At 72.2% G+C, this 15,702-nt stretch carries 11 protein-coding genes; 3 read left to right on the forward strand and 8 right to left on the reverse strand.

Translation table 11 applies throughout. The features are described 5' to 3' along the window. Positions 1-187: 187 nt before the first annotated feature. Together A3IG_RS28220 and A3IG_RS0101795 are read right to left on the reverse strand one after the other, a co-directional pair. Positions 188-2,893, reverse strand: coding sequence for a SpoIIE family protein phosphatase (locus A3IG_RS28220; protein WP_078499914.1), 2,706 nt, complete (start codon positions 2,891-2,893; stop codon positions 188-190). Between the two features lie 514 nt (positions 2,894-3,407). Next, positions 3,408-4,160 (reverse strand): GntR family transcriptional regulator, encoded by a 753-nt coding sequence (locus A3IG_RS0101795; protein ID WP_026219796.1) that lies wholly within the window; start codon positions 4,158-4,160, stop codon positions 3,408-3,410. An 816-nt stretch (positions 4,161-4,976) separates the two neighbouring features. Here A3IG_RS0101795 and A3IG_RS0101800 point away from each other — a divergent pair. Beyond that, on the forward strand, positions 4,977-5,531 hold the full coding sequence (locus A3IG_RS0101800; protein WP_018381832.1) for a TIGR03086 family metal-binding protein: 555 nt from the start codon (positions 4,977-4,979) through the stop codon (positions 5,529-5,531). A 372-nt stretch (positions 5,532-5,903) separates the two neighbouring features. Here A3IG_RS0101800 and A3IG_RS0101805 read toward each other — a convergent pair whose 3' ends face one another. The 4 genes from A3IG_RS0101805 to A3IG_RS34035 all read right to left on the reverse strand — a co-directional run bounded on the left by A3IG_RS0101805 (position 5,904) and on the right by A3IG_RS34035 (position 11,246). Then, entirely contained in the window at positions 5,904-6,368 is a 465-nt protein-coding gene (locus A3IG_RS0101805) for a hypothetical protein (protein WP_018381833.1), read from the reverse strand. Next, on the reverse strand, positions 6,368-6,916 hold the full coding sequence (locus A3IG_RS0101810; protein WP_201787541.1) for an ArsR family transcriptional regulator: 549 nt from the start codon (positions 6,914-6,916) through the stop codon (positions 6,368-6,370). Before A3IG_RS0101810 ends, A3IG_RS0101805 begins: the two co-directional genes overlap by 1 nt. Before the next feature lie 260 nt (positions 6,917-7,176). Then, positions 7,177-8,265: a redox-regulated ATPase YchF gene (gene ychF / locus A3IG_RS0101815; protein ID WP_018381835.1), complete on the reverse strand. Its 1,089-nt coding sequence runs from the start codon at positions 8,263-8,265 to the stop codon at positions 7,177-7,179. 62 nt (positions 8,266-8,327) lie between these two features. Continuing rightward, positions 8,328-11,246 carry a polysaccharide lyase family 8 super-sandwich domain-containing protein gene (locus tag A3IG_RS34035; RefSeq protein WP_018381836.1) on the reverse strand — a complete coding sequence of 973 codons (2,919 nt, stop codon included), beginning with the start codon at positions 11,244-11,246 and terminating at the stop codon, positions 8,328-8,330. Positions 11,247-11,688: 442 nt separating this feature from the next. On the opposite strand from A3IG_RS34035, the gene A3IG_RS28235 reads away from it, so the two are divergent. Beyond that, a complete protein-coding gene (locus A3IG_RS28235; protein WP_018381838.1) occupies positions 11,689-12,126 on the forward strand; it encodes a DUF6542 domain-containing protein in 438 nt (145 codons plus the stop codon). Between the two features lie 85 nt (positions 12,127-12,211). On the opposite strand, the gene ppgK is transcribed toward A3IG_RS28235, so the two are convergent. Both ppgK and A3IG_RS0101835 read right to left on the reverse strand, forming a co-directional pair. Next, positions 12,212-12,949, reverse strand: coding sequence for a polyphosphate--glucose phosphotransferase (ppgK, locus tag A3IG_RS0101830; protein WP_018381839.1), 738 nt, complete (start codon positions 12,947-12,949; stop codon positions 12,212-12,214). 120 nt (positions 12,950-13,069) lie between these two features. Then, positions 13,070-14,062: a 4-hydroxy-3-methylbut-2-enyl diphosphate reductase gene (locus tag A3IG_RS0101835; RefSeq protein ID WP_078499916.1), complete on the reverse strand. Its 993-nt coding sequence runs from the start codon at positions 14,060-14,062 to the stop codon at positions 13,070-13,072. A gap of 121 nt (positions 14,063-14,183) precedes the next feature. Here A3IG_RS0101835 and A3IG_RS0101840 point away from each other — a divergent pair, with 121 nt between their 5' ends. Then, positions 14,184-15,701, forward strand: coding sequence for an APC family permease (locus A3IG_RS0101840; protein ID WP_018381841.1), 1,518 nt, complete (start codon positions 14,184-14,186; stop codon positions 15,699-15,701). Position 15,702 lies beyond the last annotated feature (1 nt).

Here is a 15,702-nt window from a genome sequence, read left to right on the forward strand (position 1 = left end):
CGCACCTGGGTTGCGGGATTCCGCCCTCGCCCGCTTGTCGCTCACGTACCCGACCCCTCCAGCCTCACCACCCGGACCGGCCGCATCCGAGTATTCAGCATTTCCTACGCACGGCACACGATGTTGACGATCACAGCATCATTTCTCCGCACGCCCCAACGGACGAACCACTGCGATTGCTGCGAAATCAGTTACCCGGCAAGGGAAGTTCGAACCACACGACCTTTCCTTCGGCGCTGTACCGGGTGCCCCAGCGACGGGCGGTGCGGGCCACCAGGTGGAGGCCGCGGCCACTCTCGGAGGTGTCATCGACATGACGCTCCCGGGGCGGGTCGGGCAGCGGGTCAGAGACCTCCACCAGCAGGGCGGGGCCGCGGACCAACCGTACGCCAATCGGACCGCCCGCGTGGCGAAGGCTGTTGGTGACGAGCTCGCTGACGAGCAGCACGGCTGACTCCTCGAGGCCGGTGAGCTGCCACCTCCTCAGCGTCTCCCGCACCTCCCCGCGCGCCGCCCTCGCCGACCCGGGCTCCGCGGCGAAGACCCACGAGGCGGTGGAGTCCGCGGGCAACGGCTGCAGACTCGCCATCAGCAGCGCGATGTCGTCCGGCCCGGGCCCGGGCTTGTGCGCGGCGAGGATCGTGTCGCAGGCCTGCTCGAGGTCGTCGTGGCACTGTCGGAGGAGCCCGGCGAGCCGTTCGATCCCCGCGGTGATGTCCTCGTCGCGCGTCTCGACCAGGCCGTCGGTGTAGAGGACCAGCACCGCCCCCTCGGGGACCTCGAACTCGAAGCAGTCGAACTCCGCGGTGGCCTCCCCGTCCACCCCGACCACCCCGAGCGGGGCGCCGCTGGGCAGGTCGAGCCTGCGGACCTGGCAGCCCCCGCCGCTCCCCGGGTCGCCCGGGACCAGCAACAGCGGTGGCAGGTGCCCGGCCGTGGCCATGCAGAGCTTCCCCCCGAGCGGGTCGTAGACCGCGTAGACGCAGGTGGCCAGGAGCGAGTCCTCCGGCCCCCGCCCGAAGTCGTCGGTGAGCTCGTTGATGTGCCGCAGCAGGGTGCCGGGGGGCAGTTCGAGCTGGGACAGCGTGCGCACGGCCGTGCGCAGCCGGCCCATGGTGGCGGCGGCCTGGAGCCCGTGCCCGGTCACGTCGCCGACCACGAGCGCCACCCGCCCCCCGGTGAGCGGGATGACGTCGAACCAGTCACCGCCCACCTCGGTGCCGGTGCTTGCCGGGACGTAACGGTAGGCCACCCGCACCCCGGGCGGGGCGGGCACGTGCTGCGGCAGCAGGCTGCGCTGGAGCATCACGGCCCCCTCGCGCTCCCTGGCGTAGAGCCGGGCGTTGTCCAGGAAGCCCCCGGCCCGGTCGGCGATCTCCGTGCCCAGCATCAGGTCGTCCCGGTCGAACGGGCCGTGCTCACCCGCCCGGCCGACCACGAGCAGCCCCAGCACCGCGCCGTGGGCGCGCAGCGGCAGCACCAGCACCGAGTGCACGCCTGCCGCCAGGGCGGTCTCGGCGCGCCACCGGTTCGCCGGGTCGGTCACCAGCAGGTCCTGCGGGGTGTCGATCAACTGGGACACCCCGGAGCGCAGCACCTTCGCGTAGGGCGAGTCCTCGACCAGCTCCACCGGTTGGTCCACCCGCAGCATCCGTTCCACCTCGGGCGCGATCTCGGCCGCCGCGTGGCCGCAGTACACCAGCCGGGCCCGTCCGGGGTACGGGGGACGGGGCAGCTCGTCGCTCGTGGTGATCTCGGACAGCAGCATGACGAGGGAGAACTGGCCGAACTCGGGGACCACCGCCTGGGCCAGCTCCTGGCCGATCCGCTCCACGTCGAGCAGCTCACCGAGGCAGCGGCCGATGTTGTTCAGCAGGTCCAGGCGCTGCCTGGCGTGCTCGACCCGGGTCGCGGCGAGTTGCCGTTCGGTGACGTCGATGACGGTGGCGCTGATGCCGAGCACCCGGCCGGCCCGGTCCTGGAGCCGGTTGCAGGAGAACGAGTGGTAGCCGGTGCCCATCGGCGCCCGCAGGGTGAGGTCGACCACCGGGGTGCCCGTGTCCAGGACCTGTCGCTGCAGGTCCATCAGCGCCTCGATGTCCGGGGGGATCTCCTGGGAGGGGGCGAGGGCCTCGGCGATGGTGCGGCCGACGAGGTCCTGGACGGAACGGTTGTTCATCCGGGCCAGCGCCTCGTTGGCGCGCACGTGCCGCAGGTCCCGGGTGAAGACGGCGATGCCCAGGGGGGAGGACTGGAACAGCGAGTCCAGCACGGCGAGGTCCTGTTCGAGGGCGCGCACCCGCCGGGTCTCCACGAGCGAGGCGAGCACGAACGGCCTGCCGTCCCCGTCCGTCAGCAGATTGGCCCGGACCTCGACCTGGACCAGGTGGCCGTCGCGGTGGCGCAGCGGCAGGATGCCCTTCCACCAGCCGCGCCTGAGCACATGGTCCGTGATCCTTTGGTCGGTCCAGGACGTGACGGCCGGCGGTGGCGGCCGGCGGGGCTCGGGCGGTTGGCCTCCCTGGCCCGTCCCGTCCTGCGGGCGGGACGAGGACCGCGTGTCCCTGGCCCGTTCGGACGCGGTGTCGGCCACCGCCCCCGATGACACCTCCTGACCCCGGATGGAGCCGATCCGCCGACCGACGATGTGCTCGCCCGTCCAGCCCAGCATCTCTTCGGCGGGGTCGCTCCACATCACGATCCTGCCGGCGGTGTCCAGCACCACGAACGCCAGTCGCAGGGCGTCCAGCAGGGTGCTCGGAGTCGCCTCGGCCCAGGCCTCACCGTGGACCGGCGTCAACTCGTCGCGGCGGGCAGGCCCGGGTGACGCGCCGGTCGCGCCGGGTCCGCCGACGGCATCGGCCACCACATCCCCCAGACCACGATCAGCCACAAATAAGACTGATCACTCTTACCCCATATTCCACGGGCATATCGGTGCCGCGAGTCCCGTCACGCGGGCACCGGCTCACGTCCCCCGAACGGCGCCGCACCCAGACGTCGTTGCCGGTCAGCCAGGCACCCCCGGACCCGGGCCGGGGGTGGAACCGGAGCTCTGGCCATGCCTCCGCCGGTCCTCGAGCGGACTTCAGGGCGCGGAACGCATGGTGGGCTCGACCCACCGTGGACTTCCTGGGTCGGTCGGAGACGTCCGGCCGACGCCACGGGCGCACCGGGTCACGAGGCGCGCTCTCGTTGACGGGACCACCGGGTGGCGCCGGGGAAAAGGGCGTGTGTGGGGGCCAGGAGGGTGGCTCCCACGCACGCCCGCCCCTGGGACCCTGACACGCTCGGGCACCGCTCCCGCACGGGCACCCTCACCCGTACACCCCTCACCCGTACACCCTCGCCCGCGCGCCCTGCCGGCTGACACCGGCGGCGGGCCGCCGGGAGGGCCGCCGGGCGCCTCAGCGCACCGGGAGGTGGTAGGCCAGTCGGTACCGATCCGCCGGCACCACCAGGTCGGCCGTTTCCACCGGGCGGTCGGAGGCGAAGAAGGTGCGGTTGACCAGCAGGACCACATGGCCGGGCACCCCCCCGAGGGCCGCTGCCTCCTCTGCCAGACAGGGACGAGCGATCACCTCTTCCTGAACGTTGTCCACGACGATGTCCAGCGCCGCCATCCGTTCGACCACCCCCCGACCACCGAGGGGGCCCTCCTCCGGCAACATCACCGGCGTGCGCCCGGTGATGGTGAGCGGCTCCCAGGAGGTGGAGACCATCAGTGGCTCGTTCTCGCTGTGGAACAGGTAGCGGGTGCGCATCACCCGGTCCCCGAGAGGGATGCGCAACCGCCGCGCGACGTCCTCGGACGCCTCCTCGACCGCGCTCTTGGCCTCCCATCCGCCCGAGCTCTTCTCATCCGCCTGTTCCTGCCGGAAGAGCGACGAGCGCCCGGAGGGCCGGTACCCGGAACGCGCCAGCCGACGCGGGCGCGCCCGCTCCCGCACATAGGTCCCCGAACCCGAACGGCCCTCAACGTACCCTTCGACAATGAGGACTTTGCGGGCCTCGAGAGCCACGGTGTCGGAGACGTCGTAGTCCTCACGAATCTGCTTCTGCGAGGGAAGTCGGGCCCCCGGAACGAGATGTCCGTCAAGGATCTTCTTGCGCAGATCCGCCGCGACCCGAAGGTACGCGGGCTGCTCGCCGAATGGCACGTGGCCCCTCCAACAATTGACCGGCGCTTTTCGCTTGGCCACCAGACCGAACCCGGCGAGGTCCAGCCCTGGGCGATTACGGAGAGTATGATCTCAGATTCGTTCCGCAATCAAGAGCGGCTTTCGGCCGTCCCCATCACATCGAGTGATCTCCACTCGAACCAGCACCGGGGGCGACGACCACCCCCTTCCGCGGCCTCTCCCGGCCGACGCCATCCGCCTGCCCGTTCCCGGGATACGCGGCGAACTCCCAGCTCACAGCCGCCCCCAAGGCGCGACGCCGCAAGAGCCCGCCGGGCCCGAGCGGCAACGCGCCAGCCCCGCCCGGGCCATCGGCCCACCGGGGGCCCGGGTGCCCCCACAGCCCACCGGGACGAGGGACGGCGAACGCCCCACCGACACGGCGGGCAACCACCCCGTGGAACCGAGGACACCCCGAAATTCCGGGAAACCCCACGCAATTGAAGAGCGGCGGAACGGCCGAAAAATCACCCGCGGAAACGCCTGGTCAAGCGGAGTGGACCCGCCCACCACACTTTCTCCAATTGTGGACAACCATTGAACCTATCGTCGGACAAGCCGACACGAATACCCGCCCCCCGGAGCAGGGCCGGCGCGTTTCCCGCATATCGACGCGGGCACCGGGCGCCGGCGCACCGCGTGCTCGCCCGTGCTTTGGCTTCGGCGTCGAGCCCGTGCCACCGGCTCCCCCGTCGGCCCCGACTCCTCGCCCCACCAGGCCATCCGCACAGGGATACGATCCGCGGTGAACCCACCGTGCCGCGGTACTCCGGCCGCGTGACCGTCAGGAGCCGAATGGACCACCTCCAGGCACTTCAGCTCGCCAACGGCTACTTCAGCGCCGCCCTTGACCGGTTGACCGAGGCGGACTGGGACCGCCCCACGCCCTGCGAGCAGTGGTCGGTGCGCGACGTGGTGGAGCACGTCGTCCGCGGCCACGCCGCCCTGGTCGCCGCGTTCGACCCGACGGCCACCACCGGACCGGCCGTCGAGCCGGGCGAGGCCCTCGACGCCGCCTACCGCCGCTGGACCGCTGCGGTCGAGGAGTCGACGGCCCGGCCGGGCGCCCTGGAGCGCACGGTGACCCACAGGCAGCTCGGCGAGCTGCCGGGCTCCACCCTGGTACTGGTCCGCCTCGGTGACGTCACCGTCCACGCCTGGGACCTGGCCGTGGCCACCGGCACGACGTTCAGCCCCGACCCGGAGCTCAGCGAGGCGGCTCTCGGCTGGCTGATACCACTCGCACCCATGTTCGCTTCGGCCGGCGCGTTCGCGTCGTCCTCCGACCCGGGGCCGGCCGCCGATCCCTTCCACCGCGTCCTCCAGCTCACCGGTCGCCAGCCGTCCTGAGCCCCCGCCCCGCGGTCCGGGCCGGCGCCCCCGGCCACCGCTCCCGGGGAGAGGAACCGCTCTCCCGACTCGTCGCCGGAGCGGCCGAGCTGGAGCTGCGGCTTCAGGCCGGTCGGGCCGTGATCCGGGAGTAGCAGGGCGAGGCCGGAACCTTCACCCGGAGGAGCGCGCCGCCGCCCGTGCCGACATGGCCGACGCCGAGTACCTCAGCAGCACGGGGACATCCGCCGCGTGAACACCCCACCCGTACGACACCGGTGCGCTGATCGCCAGCTTTCCCTACTGTCGGGACCTGGGCGCTAGCTTCGCCGAGCTCGACCTGACCGCCCGGGTGTCGTGCCCATGTGTCCACGGCAGCCCTCGGGAGCGGCCTCAATAGCGCGGCATGTTGGGGATCGCCTTCTCTGCGAGCGCGATGAGCGCCTCAACCTTCGTCAAGTCAGCCCCGACCTCCTCCGGCGTCACGGCCGGAGCCTCCGAAGACCGGTACTCAATCTCGTTTCGCCGCACTCGCATGCGGTTGAAAGGGCGCAGTATGGACCCCAGCGGTGGGTCGAGCTGCGCTCGCACGGCCTCGTAGATGACGGTGTGGCCACCACGGCTGGTGGCGCGCAGCCCCTGGTTCTGCAGCACCGCGGCCAACGCTCTGCGGGCGGCGTCATAGGCGAGCGTGTACGCACCCTCAGGGTCCGTGGCCAACAGTTGCCGTGCGGAGCCCACATGCGTACGGGCCCGGACCAGTTCCGCTTCAGCGACCTGTTGGGAAGCGGGTACGCGCTCAAGCTCACCGCTACCGATAAGCGAGTCGACCGTCGGCCGCCCTTGGTTCCAGCGCATCACATCGTCCCCAGGCCAAGGTGCAACTCGACCAGTGGACGTTCGCGAACGCTGGTAAGGAACGGATCGTCCGTCCGGGCCTCCCACGCCTCGACGGAGATCCTATGGACGTTGACCTCGCGGCGGAGCCGGCGGGACGCAACCTCGGCAAGGTCAAAAAGAGCGTCGGCATCGGGATCACCCACAACGAGGACGTCGACATCAGCGGGCGGCGGCCCCGGCTCGCCGCTGTACCGGGCGGCCCAAGAGCCGTAGACATAGGCCCGCCGCACCCCCTCGAGTTTCGCCAACGCCTCGGCGAGCACGGGCACGGGGCCAAAGGAGACGGACATGAGGTCGCTCAGGGGACGGTACAGCGGGGTATCGGTACGCGCCTTGACGAGGCGGCTGCGCCCCACTCTGCGATCGGCCAGGATGCCGCCGCGGGTCAACCGGTCAACCTCACGCAGGACAGTCGTCGGCGTCACTCCGATGTCATTGGCCAGCTCGGTGATGCCGTACTCACGTTCCGGGTGCAGGAGTACAAGCGCGAGGAGTTCGCCTTGCATGCGGGATCGGAGGATGGGGAGCAGACTCGGAGACACTTTCATTGGGCGCAGGATATCAAGCGTCGAATGAAAGTAACAATGCACATCCAATCGCTCACCATCCGCGACGACATGGGTCTTCCCCGCGAGCCACGCCCAGGGTCAGACCAAGTCGGCACCGAAACGACAGAACCGGCACGGGATGGGCGAAGGGACCGGACTCGTCAGCGTCCGGCCCCTTTGACGTGCGTGTCCGCCGCCCTGAGCGACGTGGTGGCACTTCACACGTTGAAGCGGAACTCCACCACGTCCCCGTCCTGCATCACGTAGTCCTTGCCCTCCATCCGGGCCTTGCCCTGGGCGCGGGCCTCGGTGACGGAGCCGGCGGCCACGAGGTCGTCGAAGGAGATGACCTCGGCCTTGATGAAGCCCTTCTGGAAGTCGGTGTGGATGACGCCGGCCGCCTCCGGGGCGGTGGCGCCCCTCTTGATGGTCCAGGCGCGGGCCTCCTTGGGGCCGGCGGTGAGGTAGGTCTGCAGGCCCAGGGTCTGGAAGCCGACGCGGCTGAGGGTGACCAGGCCGGGTTCGTCCTGCCCCATGGACTGGAGGAGTTCCAGCGCCTCGGCGTCGTCCAGCTCGATCAGCTCCGACTCGATCTTGGCGTCGAGGAAGATCGCCTCAGCGGGGGCGACCAGTGCCCGCAGTTCGTTCCGCAGGTCCTCGTTGAGCAGTTCGTCCTCGTCCACGTTGAAGACGTACAGGAACGGCTTCGCGGTGAGCAGGTGCAGTTCCCGGAGCGGGGCACCGCGCTCGGAGGTGGCGGTGAGGCCCGCGGCGAAGAGGGTGGTGCCCTGGTCGAGCGCCTGCTTGGCCTCCTCCACCGCGGCGACGGTCGCCTGCTTCTCCTTCTGGAGCCGGGCTTCCTTCTGGAGCCGGGGCAGGGCCCTGTCGATGGTCTGGAGGTCGGCCAGGATCAGCTCGGTGTTGATCGTCTCGATGTCGTCGCCCGGGGAGACCTTGCCGTCCACATGGACCACGTCGGGGTCCGTGAAGACGCGGATGACCTGGCAGATGGCGTCGGACTCGCGGATGTTCGCCAGGAACTTGTTGCCCAGGCCCTGGCCCTCTGACGCTCCCCGGACGATGCCCGCGATGTCCACGAAGTCCACCGTCGCCGGGATCTTGCGCTGGGAGCCGAAGATCTCGGCCAGGGTGTCCAGCCGCGGATCGGGCACGCCCACGACCCCGACGTTGGGCTCGATGGTGGCGAACGGGTAGTTCGCCGCGAGCACCTCGTTCTTGGTCAGGGCGTTGAACAGGGTCGACTTGCCGACGTTGGGCAGGCCGACGATTCCGATGCTGAGCGACATGGGAGACGTAACCTCACGGTGCTGGGGACGACCTTGCGAGTCTACGGCTTGGCGGGAGCGGGTCAGTCGGTGATCAGTTCCAGCAGCGGGGGGTGAACGGGGTTCTCCCGGCCGTGCAGGAGCACCCGGTGGCCCGGGTCCTGCTGGGCCAGGGCCAGGTCCAGGCGGTCCCCGGGCCGGGCGGTGACGGCCCCGGTCACCTCCAGGGCGATCCAGTCCGGGTAGACGGTGGCCTGCCCGGTGCCCAGCGCGGCGCCCGGCGGGGGCGCGGTGCGCCAGGTGAGGTCGGACTCCGTCCACGAGCCGGGAGGGACCGCGTACGCCCGCAGCCCGGTGGCCAGCAGGTCGTCAGCGCGGGTGGCGGGGTCGTTGGGGATGCTGCCGTACAGCCACAGCACGGCCCGGTGGACCCTGCTCCGGACCGTGGACAGGTCGAACGCGAGGTACGCCCGGTGCGTGTCGTCGGCGGTCTCGGCGGTCCACACGGTCAGCAGTGGTCCCGTGCCGGCGTTGTCGTCGGCGTGGACCCCACCGCGCACGGTGGCGTCCGCGGCGGCGACCAGCGTGCGGGCGTGCTGGCGCCGGGGCGGCCGGCCGGGGCGCAGCTCGGCCCGCAGGGAGGCGCCGTGCCGGGCGCCGGGTTCGGCGAGCAGCCTCAGGGGCGAGGTGTCCAGCACGTGCAGCCCCTCGTCCGCCGAGGTCACCGCTGGGAAGACGGAGCGGTGCCGGTCGAGTTCCACGGTGACGGTGGCCGCGCTGCGGGAAGGGTCGGCCACCGCGACGCGCAGCGCGGTGCCCGGCTCCTCGGTGAGCAGCACCGAGCAGGGGGCGTCCACGGTGATCCCGTCGTGGGTGCCGGGGGCGAAGAAGGTGATCGCGGTGAGGCGCGGCCCGTGTCCGGGCAGGGAGCTGAAGGCGTGCAGCTCGGGGGTGAGGGCGGTGACTCGGACGCCGGGGTAGGACGCCCGGGCGGCGGTGGCTGCGAAGGACGCGCCGGGGAGCTGGAGGTAGGCGTAGGCGGCGTCGTCCGGGTCCGCGCCGTGGTCCAGCCACAGGGTGGTGTAGGGCTGGGTGAGCGGTGTGGTGGGGCCCGTGGCGTGCAGGTCCCGCCAGCGTCCGGTGCGCTCCTCGCGCAGGGCGTGCAGCTCCGGGGGGTGGCTCAGGAAGACGTATCCGCCGACGCCGGCCAGGTGTGCCCAGCGGGCCGGGGCGGACGGGCCGGTCGGGGCCTGCCCGTCGATGGTGAGCCGGGCGTCGGTGCGGCGGTTCTCCACCACGGTCTCGACGCCGCGGCCCGGGCCCGACCTGATGCCGGAGCCGGCGCACAGCACCGCGTCGTCGAGGAACAGCCAGGACTTGCGGGCCCTCAGCGGGGAGTCGGTGCCCCGCAGGTCCACCGAGGCGAACCCGACGTCGTCCAGGCGCACGCCGCCGGACCAGCGGGTCCCGGTGAGCGGCTGGTGGTCGTTGTCCCCGCCGGCGCCCACCGGCAGGGGCGCGGTGTCCACCGTGGTGCCGGGCAGGCGCTTGGCGTCCACGGTCGGCCAGTAGTCCTCGGTGTAGTGGAACAGGTCGGTGTCCAGGTGGAGCTGGAGCATGCCGTCGCCGGTGTGCCAGCCCTTGGCGTTCTCCCCGTTCATGTACTCGTAGCGGGCGATCCGGTCCGAGTTCAGGGCCAGTGAGCAGCTCCAGCCCGGCCGGCGGTGGACGAACCGCTCCATGTCCGGGTAGGCGAAGTGTCCGTGCAGCCCGGGTGCGTCGGGGAGGGTGTCGTCGGCGAGTACCGCGGCCACGGTGGCGATCTGCACGGGTTGGCGGGATGACAGGGGGCGCCAGGTGTTGCGGCGCAGCCAGTCCCTGGCCACGGCCCTGAGCCGCAGCGCGGTCTCCGCCTGTGCTGGTGGCAGCGCCCCGGCGAGGCTCACGAGGTCGACGGTGAGCAGGAAGCCGTCGTCGGCGTCCCGGGCCGTCGTCCTGGCGATGGCCCGGCCGCGGACCGAGTCGGCCATCAGCCCGCCGTGCACCAGCGGCAGGAAGGTGTCCCGCACGGCGGCGACGGTGCGTTCCCGCTCGTGGGCGGCGACGTCCCACTCGGTCCCGGCGAGCAGCCGCATCAGCTCGGCCATGCCGCGGACCAGCACCTCGCCGTAGGTGCCCGGGTAGGCCACGCAGGTGTGCATGACGAACGAGCCGTCGGGGTGGAACCCGTCGCCGACGAGCACCGGGTCCAGCACCCCGGTGAGGGACGTCGAGGCCAGGCGGAGGCGTTCGGGGTCCCGGCCCAGGGCTCCGCGCACCGCCACGGCGCGGCACAGGTCCACCCGGTTGGCGCCGGTGGACTCCAGGGTGTCGCGAAGCATCCGCCTGGGGTCGGGGACGAAGTGGTCGATCGCGGCGAGCAGCCCGTCCCTGGTCCCGGCCGGCAGCGCCGCGCCGAGCAGCACGGCGCTGTCGCCGACCGACTTCGACGTGCCGATCTCCCAGTCCCACCAGTTGCCGTAGGACTCCTGCCCGGCCCGGTACGCCGAGGCGTGCAGGACGCCGAGGCCGGCGGCGACCGCCCGGGCCGCGTCCTGGTCGCCGTGGAGCGTGGACGCCGGGGTGGCGCAGCACAGGGCGATGGTGCGCAACCGGTTGGCGACGGAGGTGACGTTGGCGGAGGCGCTGCCCAGCGGCAGGTCGTCCCAGGGCGTGGTGCGGCCGGGGTCGGTGCGCAGGGACGCGAGGTGGCGCTGGGCCGTGCGGTCCTGGGCGGCCACCGCGGTGGCGTAGTCGGTGGCGTCGGCCGGCACCGCTCCTCCGACCAGGACCTCCCGCCAACGGCCCAGCAGCTCGTCGTGGACGTCCTGGTCCGCCGCGGGCGTCGGCTCCTGGCGGCCGGCCCTGCCGGCCCCGGCGGCGGGCCGGGGAGCGGCGGCCAGGGTGACGGCTCCGGCGCCCGCCCCGACCACCGTTCTGCGACTGATCCGGCCGTGTCCCATGGCGCCCTCCCGAGGTCCCACGCTGGACTGATCACTGCCATTGACGTGAACACGTTATACAAGCCTGGTCAAAAAGGCGTGTCTAGTCGTCGCTGAACCGGCGGTTACCGCCTAGGTTGGTGCGGTGGAACGAGAAAGCGCACGTCCCGGCCGGCGGGACCACAGGACCGTCTACCCGGCCACCTCTTCCCCAGCAGACCAGGACGGCAACGATCCGACGCGGGGGCTGCCCGGCCCCCGGCCGACCCACCCGTCGGGACACGGCGGGTCCCGGCGCGGTCACCGCGGCCACCCGGGTGACGCGGGCCGGTCGGGCGGCGGCCGGTCCGCGCGGTCCGGCGGGGGCGAGGCGGGGAACGGTTCGGCGAGCGACACCGCGAGCAGGTCGAGGAGTGGTTCGCGCGGTTCCGGGAGCGGCCGGTCAACGGGCGGACGGGCCCGGTTGACCTCCGCGGGCACCGGGGTCGTCCTCCTGCTCCTCAGCCTGGCCGCCGGCGTCGCCGACGCCCAGACCGGAGACGACTACGGTTTCCTCTTCGGGGTTGGTTTCGTGGCGGCGTGCCTGGTCACGACGGTGTGGGTGCGCCGGTCTGACGTGGTCGCCGCACCGGTGTGCGCGCCCTTGGCGTATGCCGTGGCGCTGGCGGTCACCACGCCCTCCGACGACGAGGGTCTCCTCCAACGGGCGGTGACCGTCGCCACGGACCTGGCGGTGAACGCGGACTGGCTGTACGCGGGGACGGCGGTGGCCGTGGCGCTGGCGCTGCTGCGGCACCTCGCCGGGAACCGGCGGGACAGGCAGGAGAGGCGGAGCGCCCCCCAGGGCCGCAGGGCCGGACAGGAACAGCGGGCCGGGCAGGGCGGCCGACGCCGGGCCTGATCCTCGGCACCCACCCGGGGCCGGCCGGCCGCGGGTGGGGGTCCGTCCGGGCTGCTCGGGGTCGGCCGACGCCGAGCGGTGTCCCTCAGTGCGGGGCGCAGGCCATCGCCGCGCCCACGATCCCGGCGTTGTTGTGCAGTGCCGCGGGGACGACGGGGGCGCGCACCCCCGTGATCAGCGGCAGGAACTTCGCCGACTTGCGGCTGATCCCGCCGCCGATCACCAGCAGGTCGGGGCTGAAGAGCATCTCCACGTGGCGCAGGTAGGCGCCGACCCGTTCGGCCCAGGCCGGCCAGCTCAGGTCCTCCACCTCCCGGGCGGCGGAGGAGGCCCGCTTCTCCGCGTCCCCGCCGTCGAGCTCGAGGTGCCCGAGCTCGGTGTTGGGGACCAGGGTGCCGTCCACGAACAGGGCGCTGCCGATGCCGGTGCCGAAGGTCAGCACCAGGACCACTCCGGGACGGCCGTGTGCCGCGCCGAAGGCGACCTCCGCGATCCCCGCGGCGTCGGCGTCGTTCACCACCGTCACCGGGCGTTCCAACGTACGTTCGAACAGCTCGCGCGCCGGCAGGTCCACCCACTCCCGGTCCACGTTGGCCGCCGTGCGGATGATCCCGTCGGTGACCACGCCGGGGAAGGTGATCCCGACCGGTCCTGTCCAGCCGAAGTGGTCCACGACCTGCTTGACCGCGGCGGCCACGGGGCCGGGTCTGGAGGGCTGCGGGGTGAGCACCTTGTGCCGCTCCTGTGCCAGGGCGCCGTGCACCAGGTCCACGGGCGCGCCCTTGATCCCGGAGCCGCCCACGTCCACACCGAAGAAGTCCACGGGGCCCGCACTCCTCCCGTCGTGTCCACACGCCCGCTCGACGCCGCCCGGCGTCCTCACCCGGGTGCCCGTCTCCCGGTGTTCCCAACCGGTACCGGCGACCTGCCGGTGCCGGGCGGGTTACTGTCCTTCGGTCTCGCCGACCCCGGCGAGCTGTGCCCGCAGGTCGCGGCGGAGCTCCTTGGGCAGGGAGAACTGGATCCGTTCCTCGGCGGAACGGATCACCTCGACGTCGCGGTAGTCCCGCTCGGCCAGCCAGTCCACGACGCCCTCGACGAGCACCTCGGGCACCGAGGCCCCCGAGGTCACGCCGACCGTGGTGACGCCGTCCAGCCAGGCCGGGTCGATCTCGTCGGCACCGTCCACCAGGTAGGACGCCCCGGCGCCCGCCTCCAGGGCGACGTCCACGAGCCGTTGGGAGTTGGAGGAGTTCCGTGAGCCGACGACGATGACCAGCTCGGCCTCGGCCGCGATCTCCTTGACCGCCGTCTGGCGGTTCTGGGTGGCGTAGCAGATGTCGTCGCTCGGCGGGGAGAGCAGCGCGGGGAAGCGTTCCTTCAGTCGGTCCACGGTGGCCATCGTCTCGTCCACCGACAGGGTGGTCTGGGAGAGCCACACCACCTTGTCCTCGTCGCGGACGGACACGTTCGCCACGTCGTCGGGGCCGTCGACCAGGTGGATGCGGTCGGGGGCCTCACCCATCGTGCCCACGACCTCCTCGTGGCCCTCGTGGCCGATCAGGAGGATGTCGTAGTCGTCGTTGGCGAAGCGGACGGCTTCCTTGTGCACCTTGGTCACCAGGGGGCAGGTGGCGTCGATGGTGGCGAGGCGGCGCTCGGCCGCCTCCTGGTGCACCACCGGGGCGACCCCGTGCGCGGAGAAGATCACGATGGACCCCTCCGGGACCTCCTCGGTCTCCTCAACGAAGATCGCGCCCTGCTTCTCGAGCGTCCTGACCACGTACTTGTTGTGGACGATCTCCTTGCGGACGTAGATCGGCGGCCCGTAGCGCTCGAGGGCCTTCTCCACGGCGATCACGGCGCGGTCCACGCCCGCGCAGTAGCCACGGGGCGCGGCGAGCAGGACACGGCGGGAAGCGGCAGGCGCAGTCATTGCTCCATCGTACGGGTCGTTGCTGAGCGGCGATCAGTGCCGCGCGGTGGTCCAATCTGAGGTGGGGGCACCACACCACACGGAAAGCAAACGAACAGCACGACACCGGACGAAGGGCACCATGTCCAAGGAAGCGCCCGTCACCACCCCGGCCCCGCCCCGTCTCCACCGCACCCTGCGCTTCCGGGACCTCGTGGTGTACGGACTGCTCTTCATCGCGCCGATGGCCCCGGTGGGTGTCTTCGGGGTGCTCGACGCGCGCAGCCACGGCGCGGTGGCCCTGGTCTACCTGGTGGCGACCGCGGCGATGGCGTTCACCGCGCTGTCCTACGCCCAGATGCTGCGGGTCGTCCCCCAGGCCGGGTCCGTGTTCGCCTACGCCAGAGCGGGGCTCGGCGAGGCTCCGGGATTCGTCGCCGGGTGGCTGGCGATGCTCGACTACCTGTTGATCCCCGCGGTGGCCTACCTCTTCTCCGGGATCGCGATGAACGCCCTGGTTCCGTCGGTGGACCGGTGGGTGTGGACGGCGGCGGCGGTGGTGGTGACCACCACGTTGAACCTGATGGGTGTTCGGGTGGCCGCCGTGGCCGGGCTCGTGGTGCTGGTGATGGAGATCGTGGTGCTGGTGGTGTTCGTGGTCGCCGCCGCGGTGGTGCTGGCGGTGGACGGGCCGCAGCGGGGCTGGTGGAGCCCGCTCACCGGGGACCACACCTTCGCCTTCGGGGCGCTGCTGGGCGCGGTGTCGGTGGCGGTGCTGTCCTTCCTCGGGTTCGACGCCATCGCCTCGTTCGCCGAGGAGACCGAACGGGACGGCGACCACCCTGGGACGGAACGGACCGGCGACCGGGACGCCGGGACCCGGGACGCCGGGACCCGGGACGCCGGGACCCGGGACCCCTGGGCGGGGGACGAGGTGGCGGGGCAGGACGACCGGCGCGCGGTGGGGAACCGGGTCGGGCGCGCGGTCCTGTTCTGCCTGGCCCTGGCCGGAGTGCTGTTCTTCGTCCAGACGGCCCTGGCGGGGCTCCTCGAGCCGGACTCCTCCGCGCACCTCGCGGACCACCCGGAGGCCCAGGGGCCCGCGTTCTACGACACCGTTGACGCGTCGGTCGGTCGGTGGCTGCACACCCTGGTGGCGGCGAGCAAGGCGATCGGAGCGGCCTTCGCGGCGCTGGCCGGTCAGGCGGCGGCCGGGCGGCTGCTGTTCGCGATGGGCCGGGGGCGGCGGCTGCCCGGGGTGCTGTCCCGGGTGGACCGGGAGTCCGGGGTGCCGCGCCTGGCGCTGCTCACCTCCGCGGTGATCACGCTGCTGGCGGCGGTGGCGGCGGCCCGGCGCGCCGACGGGCTGGACCGGCTGGTCTCCGTGGTGAACGTCGGCGCGCTCAGCGCGTTCACCCTGCTGCACCTGTCGGTGCTCGGTTGGTACGCGGTGCGGCACCGGGAGTCCTTCGCCCCGCTGCCGCACCTGGTGGTCCCGGTCCTCGGCGCCGCGATCACCGTGACCGTGATCGTCGAGGCGAGCCGGACCGCGCAGTGGGTGGCGCTGGGCTGGCTGGTGGTGGGGCTGCTGGTGCTGCTGGTCCAGGGGTTGACGGGCCACGGCCCGGCTCGGCGCCGGCAGCGGTCGTTACCCTCGTGAC

The organism is Wenjunlia vitaminophila DSM 41686, from assembly GCF_000380165.1.
Taxonomy (GTDB): domain Bacteria; phylum Actinomycetota; class Actinomycetes; order Streptomycetales; family Streptomycetaceae; genus Wenjunlia; species Wenjunlia vitaminophila.